The organism is Vulcanococcus limneticus LL (genome assembly GCF_002252705.1).
GTDB classification, from domain to species: Bacteria; Cyanobacteriota; Cyanobacteriia; order PCC-6307; family Cyanobiaceae; genus Vulcanococcus; species Vulcanococcus limneticus.
The window spans coordinates 93,797-109,694 of record NZ_NQLA01000004.1 but is presented as its reverse complement, the minus strand read 5'-3'; the positions used below and the strand labels follow the sequence as shown (position 1 = coordinate 109,694).

The following is a 15,898-nucleotide window of genomic DNA, read 5'->3' as shown; positions in this document are numbered from 1 at the left end:
TACGAGGTAGTCTAGATGGTGTGCTTGGGCGTGTTGCCTTTGGCTGGGCATTCTGCCCGTCTCTGCCACACCAGAAGCTCCGAGTTGAAATCGTTGAGGCCAGTTCAGGTAGGATCTTGGCTGATGGTTTAGCCAATCAGCCAAGAGAAGATCTCTCACGAATGGAATTTGGCGATGGTCGATATGCATTTCGCATTGCCCTACCGTTTTCCCCGGTGCATTCAGACCATCTGCAGGCTCGTGTCGAAGGAGTACTGCTGCCGGCTTCCCGTGGAGTTCAAGCCAGTATCCTGCCTCGTGATCAACTCGATGTAGTTTTACGGGACCAGGAAGACAGTCTCAAGATTCATACGGCTATCGCCAAAGCTGATATATCACTCCACAGAATACTACGCCTTGAGCGACAGCTTCAGGAGCAGGCTCGGACTCTGCATCAACATGATTTGGTGCTGAGGCTGTCTAATTCTGCCAGTCGATCAACTCCTGTCAATTCAGAGACTCTGAGCAAGGCTGCGGACCAGGGCGCGCTGATTATCCTCTCTATTATTGACTGGGACTTCCGCTTTCAGCGCCCACAGCAGTTGTCATTGTCTCTCAGCAAGAGGGGACATCGAGTATTCTACATTAATCCAACCTTTCTTCCTGTTGAGGCTCGCAATCCTGGCGAGGCACTTCGTCCTCGTTTTCGTGATATTGATCTTGCGCTGACTGAGGTCTGCCTCACCGTTCCTGCATTGCTTGGCTCTGATCATAGTCACGTTATTTACGAGCGTCCTTCGCATGGATTGTCTTTATGGCTAGCTGCGCAGATTCGCCAGGTTTGCCATGAAGCGTGTCTGGTTAGTCCTACGATTGTCGTTATGCATCCTTCTTGGCATGCTGTCTGCAGACAAGGACTGCGAGAATTTCCTTTGATCTATGATTGCATGGATTATATTGCAGGGTTTCCAGAGACATCATCTGCAGTGCTTGAGGAAGAGAGTCGCTTGATCCAAGACTGTGACTGTGCTGTTGTTGCCTCTCAGTTTCTCTATGAGCATGTGACGGCATCTCGTCGTGTGCTGGTCCGCAATGCTTGTGATTACAAATATTTCTCGTCCGCCCTTCATTCTGAGGGGGCCTCGGCTCAGCTTCCCACTGACTCACGCGACTTTGCGCATGTAGTTGGTTATTATGGTGCAATCTCGACTTGGTTTGATCTTGAACTCGTCGTGGCTGTTGCGGAGCGACTACCGGATCATCTCTTCATCTTGGCAGGTTCAACTGAAGGGTGTGATACTTCTAGGGCTTCTCATAGCTCCAATATCTTTTTTCTTGGAGAGCTTCCATATGAGGATCTCGTCCCCTTTTTAAGGCGCTGTGACATTTGTATTATTCCCTTTAAGATTAACGACCTGATTCGCGCAACAAATCCGGTGAAGATCTATGAGTATCTGGCTGCTGGCAAGCCCGTTGTGGCTACGCCACTGCCAGAGCTTAAGGCGATTGGTCTTTCATCTAACTTTTGTACTCTAGCAGAGGATGCCGTTTCATTTGTCAATGCAATTTCCGCCCTTTGTCAGACGAATACTCAAGAGCTGGCCCTACAGCGTTCTCACTACGCAAGTGGCCACACATGGGAAGCCAGAGCAGATACTTATGAACAGACTCTTGCTTCGCTTCTGCCATCAGTAACAATCGTTATCATTTGCTACAATCAGGTTGCACTTACTCGCCGCTGCGTAGAGAGCATCCTTAGCTATACTAACTATCCACGCTATGAGTTGATACTGGTTGACAATGGCTCAACTGATGGAACCTATGCTTATGCGAGTCAACTGGAGTCGGAGCACGATCACATCCGCTTCCTGCCTCTTGGCGAGAACCTTGGCTTTCCAGTTGCATGTAATCGTGGAATTCGATCTTCAGATAAAGATGCCGTTGTTTTGATGAATAATGATACGCATGTCACACCTGGATGGCTCTTCAAGTTGATACGACCATCTCTTCGTGATTCCAGCATTGGCCTTTGTGGCCCTTTAACCAATAACATTGGCAATCAGCAGAAGATTCATGTTAACTACTCCACGATGGTTGAAATGGTTGTTCGTAGCGAGATCTTTATGGCGCCTCGCTGTCGGCAGCTGTATGAAGCTGAGGGGCTCGCCTTTTTCTGTGTTTTGCTAACGCGTCGGGTTATTGATGCTGTGGGCCTTCTTGATGAAGGCTATGGTCTTGGCTTCTTTGAGGACGACGACTACTGCATGCGAGTTGCGGAAGCAGGCTATCGGATAGTGATCTGTGATGATGTGTTTGTTCATCATGAGCTGGGAGGCTCGTTTGGTCGTCTCAGTCCTCTGCGGCAACAGCTTATGCGGGATAATGAGCGCCGCTTCCTGCATAAATGGGGGCGCCTGATTTCTCATCGCTATCGAGAGGAGCCTGGATTTGGCTGATGTCTAGCCTCCGTTTCGCTCTTCCCAGCCACAGTCCCTGGTGGCAATTTGTTCGCAGTTCTCTCGAGGCCGAGGAGTGGGCTGTGGCTGAGGGTGGTCTGCGTCGGTTGCTTCAGGATTCTCCCCATCATCCTCAGATTCTCGATCTGCTGGCGTTCACTCTCCTGATGCAAGGGCAGTATCGATTTGCGGAGAGATTTCTGCATCGCGCTATTACTGCTGGCAGCCGCAACTTCTGGACACCCCATAAGCTCGGTGATGCCTTGCGCGGCCTACAGCGTCTTGATGAGGCCGTGCAGGCCTACGAGCAGGCTCTGCTTTGGGGCAGTGACAGCCCGCTAACGGTAAGAAATCTCTTGCATGTGCTTCAGATGTTGGGAGATGCCCATGTCTTGGAGCGTCTCCAACGCTTTCGGGGAGTAGGTCCTCTCTCTTGGACTGATTGCCTGCCCTGGCAGCAGGGAGCCATTCTTGCCGCCCGAAATCTCGGATCACCGGCAATGATCCAATGGCTGTGCCGGCATGGTTGCCCGGAACCTCAGATCCGCTGTCAGGCTTGGTGCGACTCCCTCGCCAGCTTGGATCTTGTGACCACTTTGGAGATCCTTGATGGCTGCTATGTCGACGATGGTGAGGTGTTTCCAGCTGCTGCGGCCCTCCGTTCTCGCCTACAGGGGTTATTGGCTTCACCCCTCCAGCAGTCGGAGTGGATGTCCGGCGGGCAGGGCGGCCAGCAGCTCGGCTCGGCCAGCACGAGCTAGCAGGCATCCCAGCCGCTGGGTCACAAGGGAGGTGATTCTCTTCCGCCCCAGCCAGGTCCGTGCTGCTTGTCGTCCACGCTTGGCTAGCCGCTCCCGCGCGCCGGCATCGCCGGCCAGGTGCCGAAGGGCTGCGGCCGCATAGTTCACGTCTGGTTCTGCCCAGGTACAGCCCGCTGGGTAGTCCCCAGCCTGACGCGGGTTCTTCGTCAGTGTGAACGGTATCAGAACAGCACTCTCTAGGGGCATGAAGTCGAGATTGCCCGAGTAGGCGGTAGCCACGACTGGCAGACCCGATGCCATCGCTTCCGCCATGCATAGACCGAATCCCTCTGATCGATGCAGATGTACAAGCACATCGGCCTCTAGGTACAGGCGGTCGAGAGCTGCACGGGATAGATGCTTGCTGATGAGTTTAATGCGTGGATCGGAGGTCACACGCAGCTGCAATTGCTCGTGCAGTTCGGGGAATTGCTCTGCACTGCCAACCTTCAAGATTAACCGTGCCTCTGGCTGACCGGTCCCCGCCAGTGACCTTCGGGGAAAGGCCTCCGTGAAGGCGTCGATCACCGCCTCGGGGTTTTTCCGGGCAGTGGTGCTCCAGAGATCAAAGGCGAAGAGACAGGTGAACACTCCATTGGGCTTATTCTCAAGTAGCTTGCGTTGATGAAAAAGGGTATCTGCGCGTTCCCAGTCGATCAGGTGTGGAATGGCTGAAACAGGAATCGGACTGCGTTGCCCTAGGCTGCTTGCGCAGAAGTTGGAGGGACACCAGAGCTGATCGAGGCCTTTGAAGCCGGAATCCCAGCCTCTGGGAAATGTATCCAACTCCCAGGCCCAGTAGCCGATCCGCAGTGGAGCCTGGAGGTTCAGCCGTTCACGCAGTCCATCCGTTTGGTTGAGGATATTGGGATTGGTATGGATCAGATCAATGGTCGCCATCCCGCCTGGCTGTTCTCCGGCCACTGGCTGGTCATTGACGTGGGTCGCCAGGGGAATGTCTTGAGCATGAACCTGAACGCCTGCTGCCTCCAAGGCCCGGACCGTGCAACGGGCCCCTTCACCCAGTCCAAATGCCCCACTCAGATGTCCCCAGAGTTTTAAGCTGATCTTGGGTAGGGATGGCTGCATAGAGGGGTGCACCAGAGTTCATGACAGGGCCTGACCATTCTGCGGTTGTTCAGCTTCAGGCTCTCTACCGGCAGGCGGAGAGCGTCTACGCGGCCGGCGATGCTCCCAGGGCGGAGTCACTGTTGCGACAGTTCCTTGATCTCCAGCCCCACCATGGGGCCGCTCACCACTTGCTTGGCAAGGTGCTGGCGGAGCGGGAGGCCTGGGGAGAAGCCCTTGATCACCAGCGCCGGAGCTGCCGCCTTCATCCCGAGCTGGGTTGGAACTGGTTTGCCACGGGCGAGCTGCTCCTTCGCCAGCAGGCCTGGGCTGAAGCCGTTCTTAGCTTTGAGAGGGCCGCGGCAGCTCTGCCCACTGAGGCCTGGATCCGGCTCCGGGTCCAGAAGGCCCGTTTACAGCAGCACTGTGGTGGCGAAGATCTCACCATGGGCCTTGGCCCAGCGGCTTATCAGTATTGGTTGTACCACCATGAGCCCCGCTTGCCGGCTACCGCGCTGAACGATTCCTGGTGGTGGCTGGATCAGGCTGGCCGCTGGCAGGGATTGCATGGCAGTGCTCACCACGATGCCCTCCCTGTTGAGACTTCGAATGACGCGTCCTCCCCCTGGCCCTGTCAGGGCTGGATGCTCCTACTGGATCCTCAATCCCGCCTGCGAGCGGGTGCCCTGCAGGCGGTCGAAGCCTGGTTGGCTGATCAACCGTCCATTTGGACGCCGCATCTGCTCTACAGCGATGAAGACCGTCTAGCGCCTGACGGCCAGCGCTTGGATCCCTGGTTCAAGCCGCAGTGGTGCCCGGACAGCTTCTTCAGCACACCCTGGCTGGAGCGGCTCAGCCTCTGGCGTGTGACCTGGTTGCGGGATCAAGGCTTGCCTTTGCCACCCTCTGAGTCTGGTGCCCGTTTTCGCTGGATTCTTGACGCTCTCTCCCGTGACCCTGTCATTGGCCATGTGCCCAGGATTCTCGTGCATCAGCTGGCGGATCCGGGAGCTCCCGCTTCCTCCGCGCTCCATTCGGATCGGGCCGCTGCCCTTCATGATCATCTGCGCCGGCAGGGGGAGGCCATTGTTGAAGTGACGCCCACCGGTCCTGAGGGGTTTCGACTGATCTGGGCCGCGCCGCGCTCCAAACGCTGTGAGCTGATCATTCCCACCCGAGACCGGGCCGATCTGCTCAGCCCCTGTCTGGAGAGCCTTTGGCGAACGGCTGGTCCTGGTGTCGCGGACCTGGATGTGCGAATCGTGGTTGTTGATAACGGATCTCAGGAAGCTGAGACGGCCACGTTGTTTGAGCGATGGCGTACCCGACTTGCCGATCGCTTCACTGTGCTGACTGATTCTGCCCCCTTCAACTGGAGTCGCCTCAACAACCGTGCCGCCAAGCTTAGTCAGGCTGAGCTCTTGGTTTTCCTCAACAACGATGTTGAGGCACCCTCGCCGGGATGGTTGGAGGCCATGGTTGCCCAGGCCCTCCGGCCAGCCATTGGTTGTGCCGGCGCCCTTTTGACCTATCCTGATGGCTCACTTCAGCACGTTGGTGTGGTCGTCGGCATGCACGGAGCTGCGGACCACGCCTATCGTGGTCTGCCCCTGGAGCATCGGGTGCATCGGGCCCGTAGCTCTTATCTCAGCAACTGGGGAGCTGTCACGGGTGCCTGCATGGCGGTGCGCAGGAACTTGTTCGAGCGAATTGGTGGATTTGATGAGGCTTTGCCTGTCGAATTTAACGATATTGATTTCTGCCTCAGGCTCGGCTCGGTCGGCTACCGTCATCTCGTTGTGCCGGAAGCACGGCTGATTCATCGGGAGAGTCAGAGCCGTGACGCCTTCTCCAGCCCTACGCTCAAGGCTGCCATCGAGATCATGAGACGGCGTTGGAAGACCCGGCTTGAGAATGGCTACCCTTGGTGGCCTCCTGCCTGTGCACGTGACTGTGGCGATGGTCGGCCTAAGGAGCTCAATCAGTAGGGACTGACTAAGCTTCGATTGTCTGCATCTTGGAGTCCCGTCTCTGCCTTTAGGCTTGAGAAGCGTCCGCTGGTCTGAATCTCCTTTGATGGCTTTACCTGAAATGCAGGCCCGCAATCTTCCTCGTGATTGGCTGGCCTCTGAGTTACAAATTCTAGCTGATTCGGGCTTGCTGTTCATCCATGGTGAACCTTGTTCCGATTTGCTTGCCAGGCAGCCAGGGGCTCTTCTGGATCAATGTCTGGATTTACTGGTCGCTCTCCCCTCCGCGCAGGGATGGCCGATCGCGACACCTCTCGTCCTTGCTTCCTGGCTGTTGCCCCAGTTGCCGCAGGATTGGGAGAGTCCCCTGAACCCGCTACTGGCCTATCTGCTGGCCTGTGCGGAGGCTTTCGCGCCGCAGCCTTCCCCTCATCCGCTGGTGGATCCCACCTGGCTCGAGATTCAACTGCCGGCCGCTTCGGCCTCCTCCGCCCATGGGTTGTCGGCGTCATACTTGGCGCGCTATCTGCAGCTATCTGCTGAGCAGCAGCAGCGGATCGGCCCCAATCCCTGGTTTGACCCGTGCTGGTATCTGAGTAGCCACCCTGATCTGCGTGAGGCCGGTATCCAGCAACCGTTCCTTCACTATCTGCATCACGGGGGTGTGGAGGGACGTGCGCCCTCGCCGATCTTCGATGCCACTCGCTGGATCAACCGTCGTGCTGATTGTCTGTTGCATCCGAATCCCCTGGTTGACTTCCTGCTCTTGAGGCGCAGTGAGCCCAGTCTTGCCCCTGAGCCTGTGCGCCTGCCAGGTCACCTTCAGCATCTTACCGCCACAGGAGATCTCATAGGTTGGGCTTGGGATCCTGGTAATTCCGATCCCATTGCCGTTCAGATATGGTGGAATAATGTTTTTTTGGCTGAGGCCCTTGCTGATTGCTGGCGATCCGAGCTGGAGATCGAAGGTTTGCGAGATGGCAGGGTTGGTTATCGCATTCCTCTCCCGGCTGACCAGTGCCAGAATCTCGTGGATGCTGCGTTAAAGGATCAGCTCGAGATTGATGTTCTTCACACCGATGGCAGGATGATTGGAGATGGGTCATGGAGACCCAGCGGCATCGATCTCAAGTGCCTGTACCAGTGGGCTGAATCTGTTCAATTCGGCTCGAAGCAGGCTGCAGGTGCCTGTGCCTCCTGGGATGGCATCCATGAGTTCCCCGAGCTGATGGCTGTTGGCAAGGCCTTCGATCGCTTCGCGGAACTTCTGGACTATCTAGAGCGAAGTCAGCGTGACACTCGCCGCCAGCGGCGGAGGCCCGATGGCCGAGGGGCCTTACCGTGGCCCCTATGATTGACATGTCATCCACACCGGTTTTCGTCACGGAACCCGCTCCGCCGGGATTGACCCTGCCCTTGCTCGATCCCGAGCGCTTCCTTGCGGATGGCTTCGAGCTCACGGCCCAGCTGGCGGTCTTCCTGGGGATCAGCACTGAGGAGCTGGCCGACCGCCTGCCCCTCGGCACCGAGGATCTGGCGGCCCTCCACCCCGGCGCCTTTGACCCGGAGCGGGCCGGCGCCTTCTATGAGGAGACCGTGGGCACTGGCCACCTGCTGGAGCTGGCCGCCTGGCACCTGGGAAGCGCCGACTACATCGCCGACACCCTGCGGCTGCAAGCTCGCTTCGCGCGTGGTCAGGTGCTCGATTTCGGCGGCGGCATCGGCAGCCACGCCCTGGCGGCGGCGGCCCTGCCCGAGGTGGAGGCCGTGTGGTTCGTCGATCTCAATCCCCACAACCGCGCCTTTGTGCAGCAGCGGGCCGAGCGGCTTGGGCTGGCGGATCGGCTGCGCTGCTTCCGCGATCTGGCCGATCCCGAGCTGCCCGCCCGGTTCGACACGATCGTCTGCCTGGATGTGCTGGAGCACCTGGCCGACCCCGCCGGCCAGCTCGAGACCTTCGCCGCCCGCATGGCGCCCCAGGCCATCGCCCTGATGAACTGGTACTTCTTCAAGGGGTTCGGGGGCGAGTACCCCTTCCACTTCGACGATCCCGCGCTGGTGGAGCGCTTCTTCCGCAGCCTGCAGGGCCGCTTTCTGGAACAGTTCCACCCGTATCTGATCACCACCCGCGCCTACCGGCTGCTGGCCTGAGCCAGGCTGGCGCTGGGCCGGCCTGTTGTGTGGCCACACGAAAAGGGCCGGTGGGGGACCACCGGCCGGGGGAGCGGGGCCCTCTGGACCCCGGGTCGCTGGGATTCAGCGCGCCAAGCTTCAGGCAGCGGCGATGTTGATGCGCTTGCGGCTGCGCAGGCCGCGCTTGATCGTGTCGAAGCTCACCACGCCATCCGCCAGGGCGAACAGGGTGTCGTCGGAGCCGCGGCCCACGTTCTGGCCGGCCAGCACGGAGGTGCCCCGCTGGCGGATCAGGATCGAGCCGGCGCTCACGGTCTCACCGCCGTAGCGCTTGACGCCGAGGCGCTTGCTGTTGGAGTCGCGGCCGTTGCGGGTGGAGCCGGTGCCTTTCTTGTGGGCCATGGTTCAGAAGGGACGGGTGAACGGGTGAGAGGTGGGATCGGGAATCTGGTTCTGGTCTCAGGCCAGGGCCTTGCCGCCGACGGTGATGGACTGCACCTGGACGCGGGTCAGCTCCTGGCGATGGCCGTTCTTGCGGCGGGTCTTCTTCTTGGGGCGCATCTTGTAGACGATCACCTTCGGGCCGCGGCGGTGCTCCAGCACCTTCAGCTCGACGGTGGCGGTCGTGACGTAGGGCTGGCCCACCGTGGCGGCGGTGCCGTCGTTCACCAGGAGCACGTTCTCCAGGGTCACGGTGCTGTCGACGTCGGCGTGGATCCGATCGAGGTCGTAGTAGCGGTTGGGCTGCACCCAGAACTGCGTACCCGACGTCTCGACGATGGCGTAGGGACCGGTTGTGGCTGGGTTGGGGGAGGTGCTCATGGCGGTCCGGGGCGTGGACAGGCTGACGGAATCCGGGGCTTCAGCCGGGCAAGCGGCCTGGCTTTTGGGGCGTCATTCGGCCTGCCGCACGGCAATCGAAAGACAAACAACGATCTTCACCCTTCGATCTGCCTATCGTCAACACTGTTGCGAGCACCCCGGGCCCCAGCTCGGCTCCATGTCCCAGCCGGCACTCACCATCGCCTCCCTTCTCACCGATCCCAGCCTGAAGCAGGCCTGCCACAGGTGGCTGCGCGGTGGCCGCTACCGCCTGGAGTATCTGGGGGCGACGCCCGACCCGGTGCGGGAGCTGGAGCGGCGCTGCGACAGCTTCGATGTGGTGCTGCTCCAGCAGGGGGCTTTTCCCGGGGAGGCCTATGGCGAGTTGGTGGCCCAGGGGCTGCTGCTGCCGGCGGTCGTGATCGGTGAGGTGAATGGGCGCACCGACTACCACGAGGCGGAGGTGCATCTGCCGCCGGACCAGCTGGAGCAGCTCAGCTACAGCGTCGATGCGGCCGTCTCGCGCTTTCTGCGGCGCGGCCTCTCCAGCGCTCCTCCCGCACCGGCCTCCGTGCCCAGCCCCGCTCTGGCCCCGCAGGCCGGCTGGGGACTGCCCAGCCGCATCAAGGATCGGCTCGGCTACCTGGGGGTGTTCTACAAGCGGGATCCCTCGCTGTTTCTGCGCAACCTGCCCGAGCAGGAACGCGAGGATCTGCTGGCGTCCCTGGAGCGTACCTACCGTGATCTGCTGCTCAGCTATTTCAGGGATCCGGCCGCCGCCAACCAGGCGATCGAGAGCTTTGTGCACACTGCCTTCTTCAGCGATCTGCCGATCACCAAGGCTGTGGAGATTCACATGAACCTGATTGATGATTTCTCGAAGCAGCTGCGACTGGAAGGTCACAAGAGCGACTTCCTCCAGGACTATCGCCTCGCTTTAATCGACGTCATGGCCCACCTGTGTGAAATGTACCGCCGCTCCGTGCCCCCTGATCTGCCGGTGGGGGCCGCCATCGCTGAGGCTTCAACCCCTATGGACAGTGCATCGTCATGGGGCTGAGCTCAGCCCACCAGCCCTCTCCGCCACGCTGTCAACCCGTTTTCGGTCCGATTTCTCGCCAATCCCCAGCAGGTGATCTGAATGAGCCCCCGCAAGACCTACATCCTCAAGCTGTACGTGGCTGGCAACACGCCCAACTCGATGCGCGCGCTCAAGACCCTCCGCGACATTCTCGAAACTGAGTTCCAGGGTGTGTATGCGCTCAAGGTGATTGATGTGCTCAAGAATCCCCAGCTCGCCGAGGAGGACAAGATCCTGGCGACGCCAACCCTGGCCAAGATCCTGCCGCCGCCGGTGCGGCGAATCATCGGTGATCTCTCCGATCGCGAGCGCGTGCTGATCGGCCTCGATCTGCTCTACGACGAGCTCTCGGAGGAGGATCTGCGCGCTCCCTTGGCCCTGGATCCGGCTGGTGCCGAGCCCCCAGTGGGCCAGGCCACCCAGGCCGGCTCCTGAAATCTGCCGAAACCCTGACACTGCCTAGAATTCTCCCAGGACCACCCGATCGATGCAGGACCCCAGCTCCCCCAACCATGCCCTACTTCAGGTGCAGAAGCTCCCCACGGGGATCGAGGGATTCGATGACATCTGTCAGGGGGGATTGCCGATCGGTCGATCCACGCTGATCAGTGGCACCTCCGGCACCGGCAAGACGGTGCTCTCTCTCAATTTTCTCTGCAATGGCATTCGCCAGTTTGATGAGCCTGGCATCTTTGTAACCTTCGAAGAGTCGCCGCTCGATATTCTGCGCAATGCTTCCAGTTTCGGCTGGAATCTGCAGGAAATGGTGGAGCAGGATAAGCTCTTTATCCTCGATGCCTCGCCTGACCCTGAGGGACAGGACGTGGTCGGCAGCTTCGATCTCTCCGGTCTGATCGAGCGGATCAACTACGCGATCCGCAAGTACAAGGCCCGGCGGGTCGCGATTGATTCGATCACGGCCGTCTTCCAGCAATACGATGCGGTTTCGGTTGTGCGGAGGGAGATCTTCCGGCTGATTGCCAGGCTCAAGGAGATCGGTGTCACCACGGTGATGACCACCGAGCGCATTGATGAATACGGCCCGATTGCCCGCTACGGCGTCGAGGAATTCGTCTCCGACAACGTGGTGATCCTTCGCAATGTGCTGGAGGGCGAGCGCCGCCGCCGCACGGTCGAGATTCTCAAGCTCCGTGGCACCACCCACATGAAGGGTGAATTCCCCTTCACGATGGGGGCGCACGGCATCAGCATCTTCCCGCTTGGGGCGATGCGTCTCACCCAGCGCTCGTCGAACGTGCGGGTCAGCTCCGGTGTGCCCCGCCTCGATGAGATGTGTGGTGGAGGTTTCTTCAAGGATTCGATCATCCTGGCAACCGGGGCAACTGGTACCGGCAAGACGCTGCTGGTGTCCAAGTTTGTTGAGAATGCCTGCAGCAACAAGGAACGGGCGATCCTGTTCGCCTATGAGGAATCGCGCGCCCAGTTGCTTCGCAATGCCACCAGCTGGGGTATCGACTTTGAGCAGATGGAGCGTGATGGTCTGCTGAAAATCATCTGCGCCTACCCTGAATCTACGGGGCTGGAGGATCATTTACAGATTATCAAGACCGAGATCAGTCAGTTCAAGCCGTCGCGGATGGCGATTGACTCACTCTCGGCCCTGGCCCGGGGTGTGAGCCACAATGCCTTCCGCCAGTTCGTGATCGGCGTGACTGGCTATGCCAAGCAGGAGGAGATTGCCGGCTTCTTTACGAACACCTCCGAGGAGTTCATGGGCAGCCACTCGATCACAGACTCCCACATTTCCACGATCACCGACACGATCCTGCTGCTGCAGTATGTGGAGATCCGGGGCGAGATGGCCCGGGCCCTGAATGTGTTCAAGATGCGCGGCTCCTGGCATGACAAGGGCATCCGGGAATTTGTGATCACCGGCAATGGCCCGGAGATCAAGGATTCCTTCTCCAATTTTGAGCGGATCATCAGCGGCGTGCCCCACCGCATCAACGCCGACGAGCGCAGCGATCTGGCCCGGATCGTGCGGGGGGTGGCCAGCGAGGACAAAATCTGAGGGGGGCCCGGCCCGCCTTTGTGCCGCACTAGCCAGCCCCATCCATCAGACCCGGCCGGCCTGTTCCAGCAGCCGCCGTTCGCGGCGCCGCTCGCCTTCCACCAGCAGTTCGTCGCCGTCGGCCTGCTCCAGCGGCAGGTCAAACCAGAAGGTGGTGCCCACCCCCACTTCGCTGACCATCTGGATGCGCGTGCCGTGCTTCTCGAGGATGCCGCGCACGATCGAGAGGCCCAGGCCCGTGCCCACTTCGGTGTGCACGGCATTCTCCACCCGATAGAAGCGCTCGAAGATGCGGCTCTGGTCCTCGCGGGAGATGCCTGAGCCCGTGTCGGCGATCTCCACCCGCAGCCGCGGCAGGGGCGAGGTGAGTTCACAGTAGGGGTTGGCGCTGTCCGGAGCAGTACTGGGATCCAGGGGGCACTGGTCGGGCCAGGGATAGGCCCGCAGGGCAAGGAGGCCGCCGCTGGCTGTGAACTTGAGGGCGTTGCCCACCAGGTTGTCGAACACCTGCAGTAATAGATCCCAGTTGCCGCGGATGCGGGGCAGGGTGCTGTCCACATCGAGTTCCAGCACCACGCCCTTGTCCTCGGCGTTGAGCCGGTAGTTGCGCAGGGTCTGCTCCATGGCCGGCCGCAGCTCCACCGGCTCCAGCGCCCAGACCCGATCGCTCTCCAGCCGGGAGAGGTCGAGCACGTCGTTGACGAGCCGGGTGAGGCGATCGGTTTCGGCGTTGGCGATGCCCAGGAATTCCTTCTTCTCCTCCTCGCTGAGCTGGTCGCCCAGGTCATGGAGGGTCTCCACGTAGCTCTTGATGTTGAAGAGCGGCGTCCGCAGCTCGTGCGAGACGTTGCTGATGAAACGGCTCTGGGCGGCGTTGAGTTCCACCTCGCGGGTGAGGTCCTGCACCGTCACAGCGATGCCCTTGAGGGTTTCGCCGCTGGCATCGCGTACCGCCTGCAGCACGATCCGCAGGGTGCGCGGCGGTTCCCCGAAGCTGCAGCGCACGTCGCTGCTGTCGCGCCCATCGATCAGCAGGCTGTCAAGCGGGGCGTGCAGTTCCACTCCGATCCGCTCCGGCAGCTCGACATCCAGGGGGCTGCCTTCCAGCTTGCGCCCCTCCCATCGGAACAGGCGCCGGGCGGTGGGATTGACCAGCACGATGCGGCCCTCGGCATCCAGCAGCAGAGCCCCATCGGCCATGGTGGCGATCAGGGACTGCTGCTTCACCTGGGCGGCAGTGAGTTCCTCGATGTTGGCCGCCTTGTAGACCTCCAGCTGGGAGGCCATGGCGTTGAAGCCCTGCAGCAGCTCCCCTAACTCGCCGCCCACCGGCTGCGCGATCCGCGTGGCGAAGTCACCGTCGGCGATGGAGCGCACACCGCGCAGCAGCTCCTTCACCGGCTGGATGATCGTGAGCGCATTGAACACCGCCCCCAGGATCACCAGCACCCAGATTGAGATGAACACCGCCACCGTCACCTCCCGGCTGAGGGCGGCGCTGGCGAGCACGGCCTCGTTGGGGTTGATGCCCAGGGCCAGCACGCCCAGATTCCGCCCCCCGGAGACGAGAGGCACGAACACGTCAGTGACCTGCCCGTCGGGGGTGAGGTGCTGGCGGATCAGCGGACTCTGGGGCTGGCGGGCGAGATCGGGGGGGAGTTCGAGGCGGCGGCTGAGCAGCAGTTCGCTGCCGCCGCTGGTACCGCTGATCGGAATGCCCAGGTAGATGACCCCCTCGGGATCGGCGAAGAAGATGTAGCGAAGGCTGCGGGTCGAACGCCAGAAGCGCTCGGCCACCGCCGCCAGCTCCCGGTCGTTGCCCTCGGCCACCAGCGGGGTCACGTTCGCCGACAGCAGCAGCCCCAGGTCGCGGGCGAAGCGGGTGTCGCTCATCCGCACATCGGTCTGGATGCCGTTGAGTGCGAAGAAGGTCATCGCCGTCATCACCAGGCTCACCACCAGGGTGGCGGCGGCGAGCAGCTTGGTCTGCAGGCTGAATTCGGCCCACCACAGCTTCAACCGCAGCCACAGCGACTGGGGCGGCCGGGAGGCGGGCAGGACGGCCTGGGGGGTCGCGCTGGCCGCAGGGGTGGGGGAGGCGGAGCTGGTCACGGCGCTCGGGGCTCCCCAGAAGCCTAGGCAGGTCGTGCTCCCCGGCCCGCTCGGCCGCTCCGCTGGCCGGTTCAGCGGCTCCGCACCTGGTGACCGATGTCGCGGCGGAAGGTGATCCCCTCGAAGCTCACCTGGTCCAGCCCGGCGTAGGCCCGCGTGAAGGCGGCATCGAAATCGTCGGCCTGGGCCACCACCGCCAGGACCCGGCCACCGCTGGTGAGGCAGGTGCCATCGGCCTGGCGGCGTGTGCCGGCGTGGAACAGCTGCAGGTCATCGCTGGGCACCAGGCCGCTGCGGATCGGATCGCCCTTGCGGATCTCGCCGGGGTAGCCCGCGGCGGCGGCGATCACGCAGGCGCTGCAGTGGGGGGCGATGCTCAGCTCCGGGGCCTGATCCAGGCGGCCCTGGGCGCAGGCCAGCAGCACCGCAGCCAGCTCGGGGCCCAGCAGCGGCATCAGGGTCTCGCACTCCGGATCGCCGAAGCGGCAGTTGAACTCGATCACGCTGGGGCCGCTCTCGGTGAGCATCAGCCCGGCGTAGATCACACCGCGGTAGTCGATGCCGCGCTCCTGCAGGGCCCTGAGGGTGGGCTCCAGCACCTGCTGCCGCACCTGCTCCAGCCCGGTGGCATCCAACAGCGGCGCCGGCGCGTAGGCCCCCATGCCGCCGGTGTTGGGGCCCGTGTCACCCTCGCCGATGCGCTTGTGGTCCTGGGCTGGGGGGAGCAGGACGAGCCGTTGGCCATCGCTGAGGGCGAACACCGACACCTCGGGGCCGTGGGTGCGCTCCTCCAGCACCAGGGAGGCGCCGGCGCTGCCGAAGCGGCCGTCAAACACCTCCTCGATCGCGGCTCGCGCCTCCTCCAGCGTTTCGGCCACGGTGACGCCCTTGCCGGCCGCCAGGCCGTCGGCCTTCACTACCAGGGGCTTGCCCTGGGCCTCCAGAGCGGCCAGGGCCTGCTCGCGGCTGCAGGCGGGCCAGTAGCCGGCGGTGGGGATGGCCGCCTCCACCATCAGCGCCTTGGCCCACTGTTTGCTGGCCTCCAGCTGGGCGCCATCGGCGCCAGGGCCGAACACCGGCAGGCCGGCGGCCCGCAGCTGGTCGGCCAGGCCGGCGGCCAGGGGTGCTTCGGGGCCTACCACCACCAGTTCGATGGCGTGCTCGCGGCAGGCGGCCAGCAGGGCGGCGTGGTCGGATTCGGGAATGGCCAGCTGCCGGCAGCCCGCCAGCTCCAGGGTGCCGCCGTTGCCGGGGGCCACCCACACCTGCTCCACACCGCCGCAGCGGGCCAGGGCCCAGGCCAGGGCGTTCTCACGCCCGCCGCCCCCCACCACCAGCACGCGGGCGGGACTGGGCACAGCGGCGGCGGGGGTGGGCATGGCGGGAGGGCCGGAGGCGGAGCGGGTGGGAGGGCCCGGCGGGGTCCCCTAGGTTGTGGCCCAGTG

At 61.9% G+C, this 15,898-nt stretch carries 12 protein-coding genes; 7 read left to right on the top strand and 5 right to left on the bottom strand.

Annotated elements, in window-relative coordinates; translation table 11 throughout:
* Nucleotides 1–116 precede the first annotated feature (116 nt).
* The gene (locus CJZ98_RS18155) at nt 117–2,435 is read left to right on the top strand and encodes a glycosyltransferase (RefSeq protein WP_232756172.1); all 2,319 of its coding nucleotides are present in this window, start codon (nt 117–119) and stop codon (nt 2,433–2,435) included.
* A 686-nt stretch (nt 2,436–3,121) separates the two neighbouring features.
* Here CJZ98_RS18155 and CJZ98_RS03780 read toward each other — a convergent pair.
* Nucleotides 3,122–4,228 carry a glycosyltransferase family 4 protein gene (locus CJZ98_RS03780; RefSeq protein WP_232756171.1) on the bottom strand — a complete coding sequence of 369 codons (1,107 nt, stop codon included), beginning with the start codon at nt 4,226–4,228 and terminating at the stop codon, nt 3,122–3,124.
* Between the two features lie 116 nt (nt 4,229–4,344).
* Between CJZ98_RS03780 and CJZ98_RS03775 the strand changes: the two genes are divergently transcribed.
* From CJZ98_RS03775 to CJZ98_RS03765, 3 genes are all read left to right on the top strand, one after another.
* Nucleotides 4,345–6,291 carry a glycosyltransferase family 2 protein gene (locus tag CJZ98_RS03775; RefSeq protein ID WP_094588494.1) on the top strand — a complete coding sequence of 649 codons (1,947 nt, stop codon included), beginning with the start codon at nt 4,345–4,347 and terminating at the stop codon, nt 6,289–6,291.
* Nucleotides 6,292–6,379: 88 nt separating this feature from the next.
* Nucleotides 6,380–7,627, top strand: a complete 1,248-nt coding sequence (locus CJZ98_RS18145; protein ID WP_157910851.1) for a hypothetical protein — start codon at nt 6,380–6,382, stop codon at nt 7,625–7,627.
* A gap of 5 nt (nt 7,628–7,632) precedes the next feature.
* Nucleotides 7,633–8,424: a class I SAM-dependent methyltransferase gene (locus CJZ98_RS03765; RefSeq protein WP_094588633.1), complete on the top strand. Its 792-nt coding sequence runs from the start codon at nt 7,633–7,635 to the stop codon at nt 8,422–8,424.
* A 120-nt stretch (nt 8,425–8,544) separates the two neighbouring features.
* Here CJZ98_RS03765 and rpmA read toward each other — a convergent pair whose 3' ends face one another.
* Nucleotides 8,545–8,808, bottom strand: a complete 264-nt coding sequence (gene rpmA / locus CJZ98_RS03760) for a 50S ribosomal protein L27 (RefSeq protein WP_094588490.1) — start codon at nt 8,806–8,808, stop codon at nt 8,545–8,547.
* Between the two features lie 57 nt (nt 8,809–8,865).
* On the bottom strand, nt 8,866–9,228 hold the full coding sequence (gene rplU, locus CJZ98_RS03755) for a 50S ribosomal protein L21 (RefSeq protein WP_094588488.1): 363 nt from the start codon (nt 9,226–9,228) through the stop codon (nt 8,866–8,868).
* 178 nt (nt 9,229–9,406) lie between these two features.
* Here rplU and CJZ98_RS03750 point away from each other — a divergent pair, with 178 nt between their 5' ends.
* The 3 genes from CJZ98_RS03750 (at nt 9,407) to kaiC (ending at nt 12,341) form a co-directional block, all read left to right on the top strand.
* Nucleotides 9,407–10,288, top strand: coding sequence for a circadian clock protein KaiA (locus CJZ98_RS03750; RefSeq protein WP_094588486.1), 882 nt, complete (start codon nt 9,407–9,409; stop codon nt 10,286–10,288).
* Between the two features lie 81 nt (nt 10,289–10,369).
* Nucleotides 10,370–10,744 (top strand): circadian clock protein KaiB, encoded by a 375-nt coding sequence (gene kaiB, locus CJZ98_RS03745; protein WP_232756170.1) that lies wholly within the window; start codon nt 10,370–10,372, stop codon nt 10,742–10,744.
* A gap of 52 nt (nt 10,745–10,796) precedes the next feature.
* On the top strand, nt 10,797–12,341 hold the full coding sequence (kaiC, locus tag CJZ98_RS03740; RefSeq protein ID WP_094588484.1) for a circadian clock protein KaiC: 1,545 nt from the start codon (nt 10,797–10,799) through the stop codon (nt 12,339–12,341).
* A 45-nt stretch (nt 12,342–12,386) separates the two neighbouring features.
* On the opposite strand, the gene nblS is transcribed toward kaiC, so the two are convergent.
* Complete coding sequence (gene nblS / locus CJZ98_RS03735; RefSeq protein ID WP_094588631.1) at nt 12,387–14,399, bottom strand: two-component system sensor histidine kinase NblS; 2,013 nt, start codon at nt 14,397–14,399, stop codon at nt 12,387–12,389.
* A 125-nt stretch (nt 14,400–14,524) separates the two neighbouring features.
* Nucleotides 14,525–15,832 carry a phosphoribosylamine--glycine ligase gene (gene purD, locus CJZ98_RS03730; protein ID WP_094588482.1) on the bottom strand — a complete coding sequence of 436 codons (1,308 nt, stop codon included), beginning with the start codon at nt 15,830–15,832 and terminating at the stop codon, nt 14,525–14,527.
* Between the last annotated feature and the right edge of the window lie 66 nt (nt 15,833–15,898).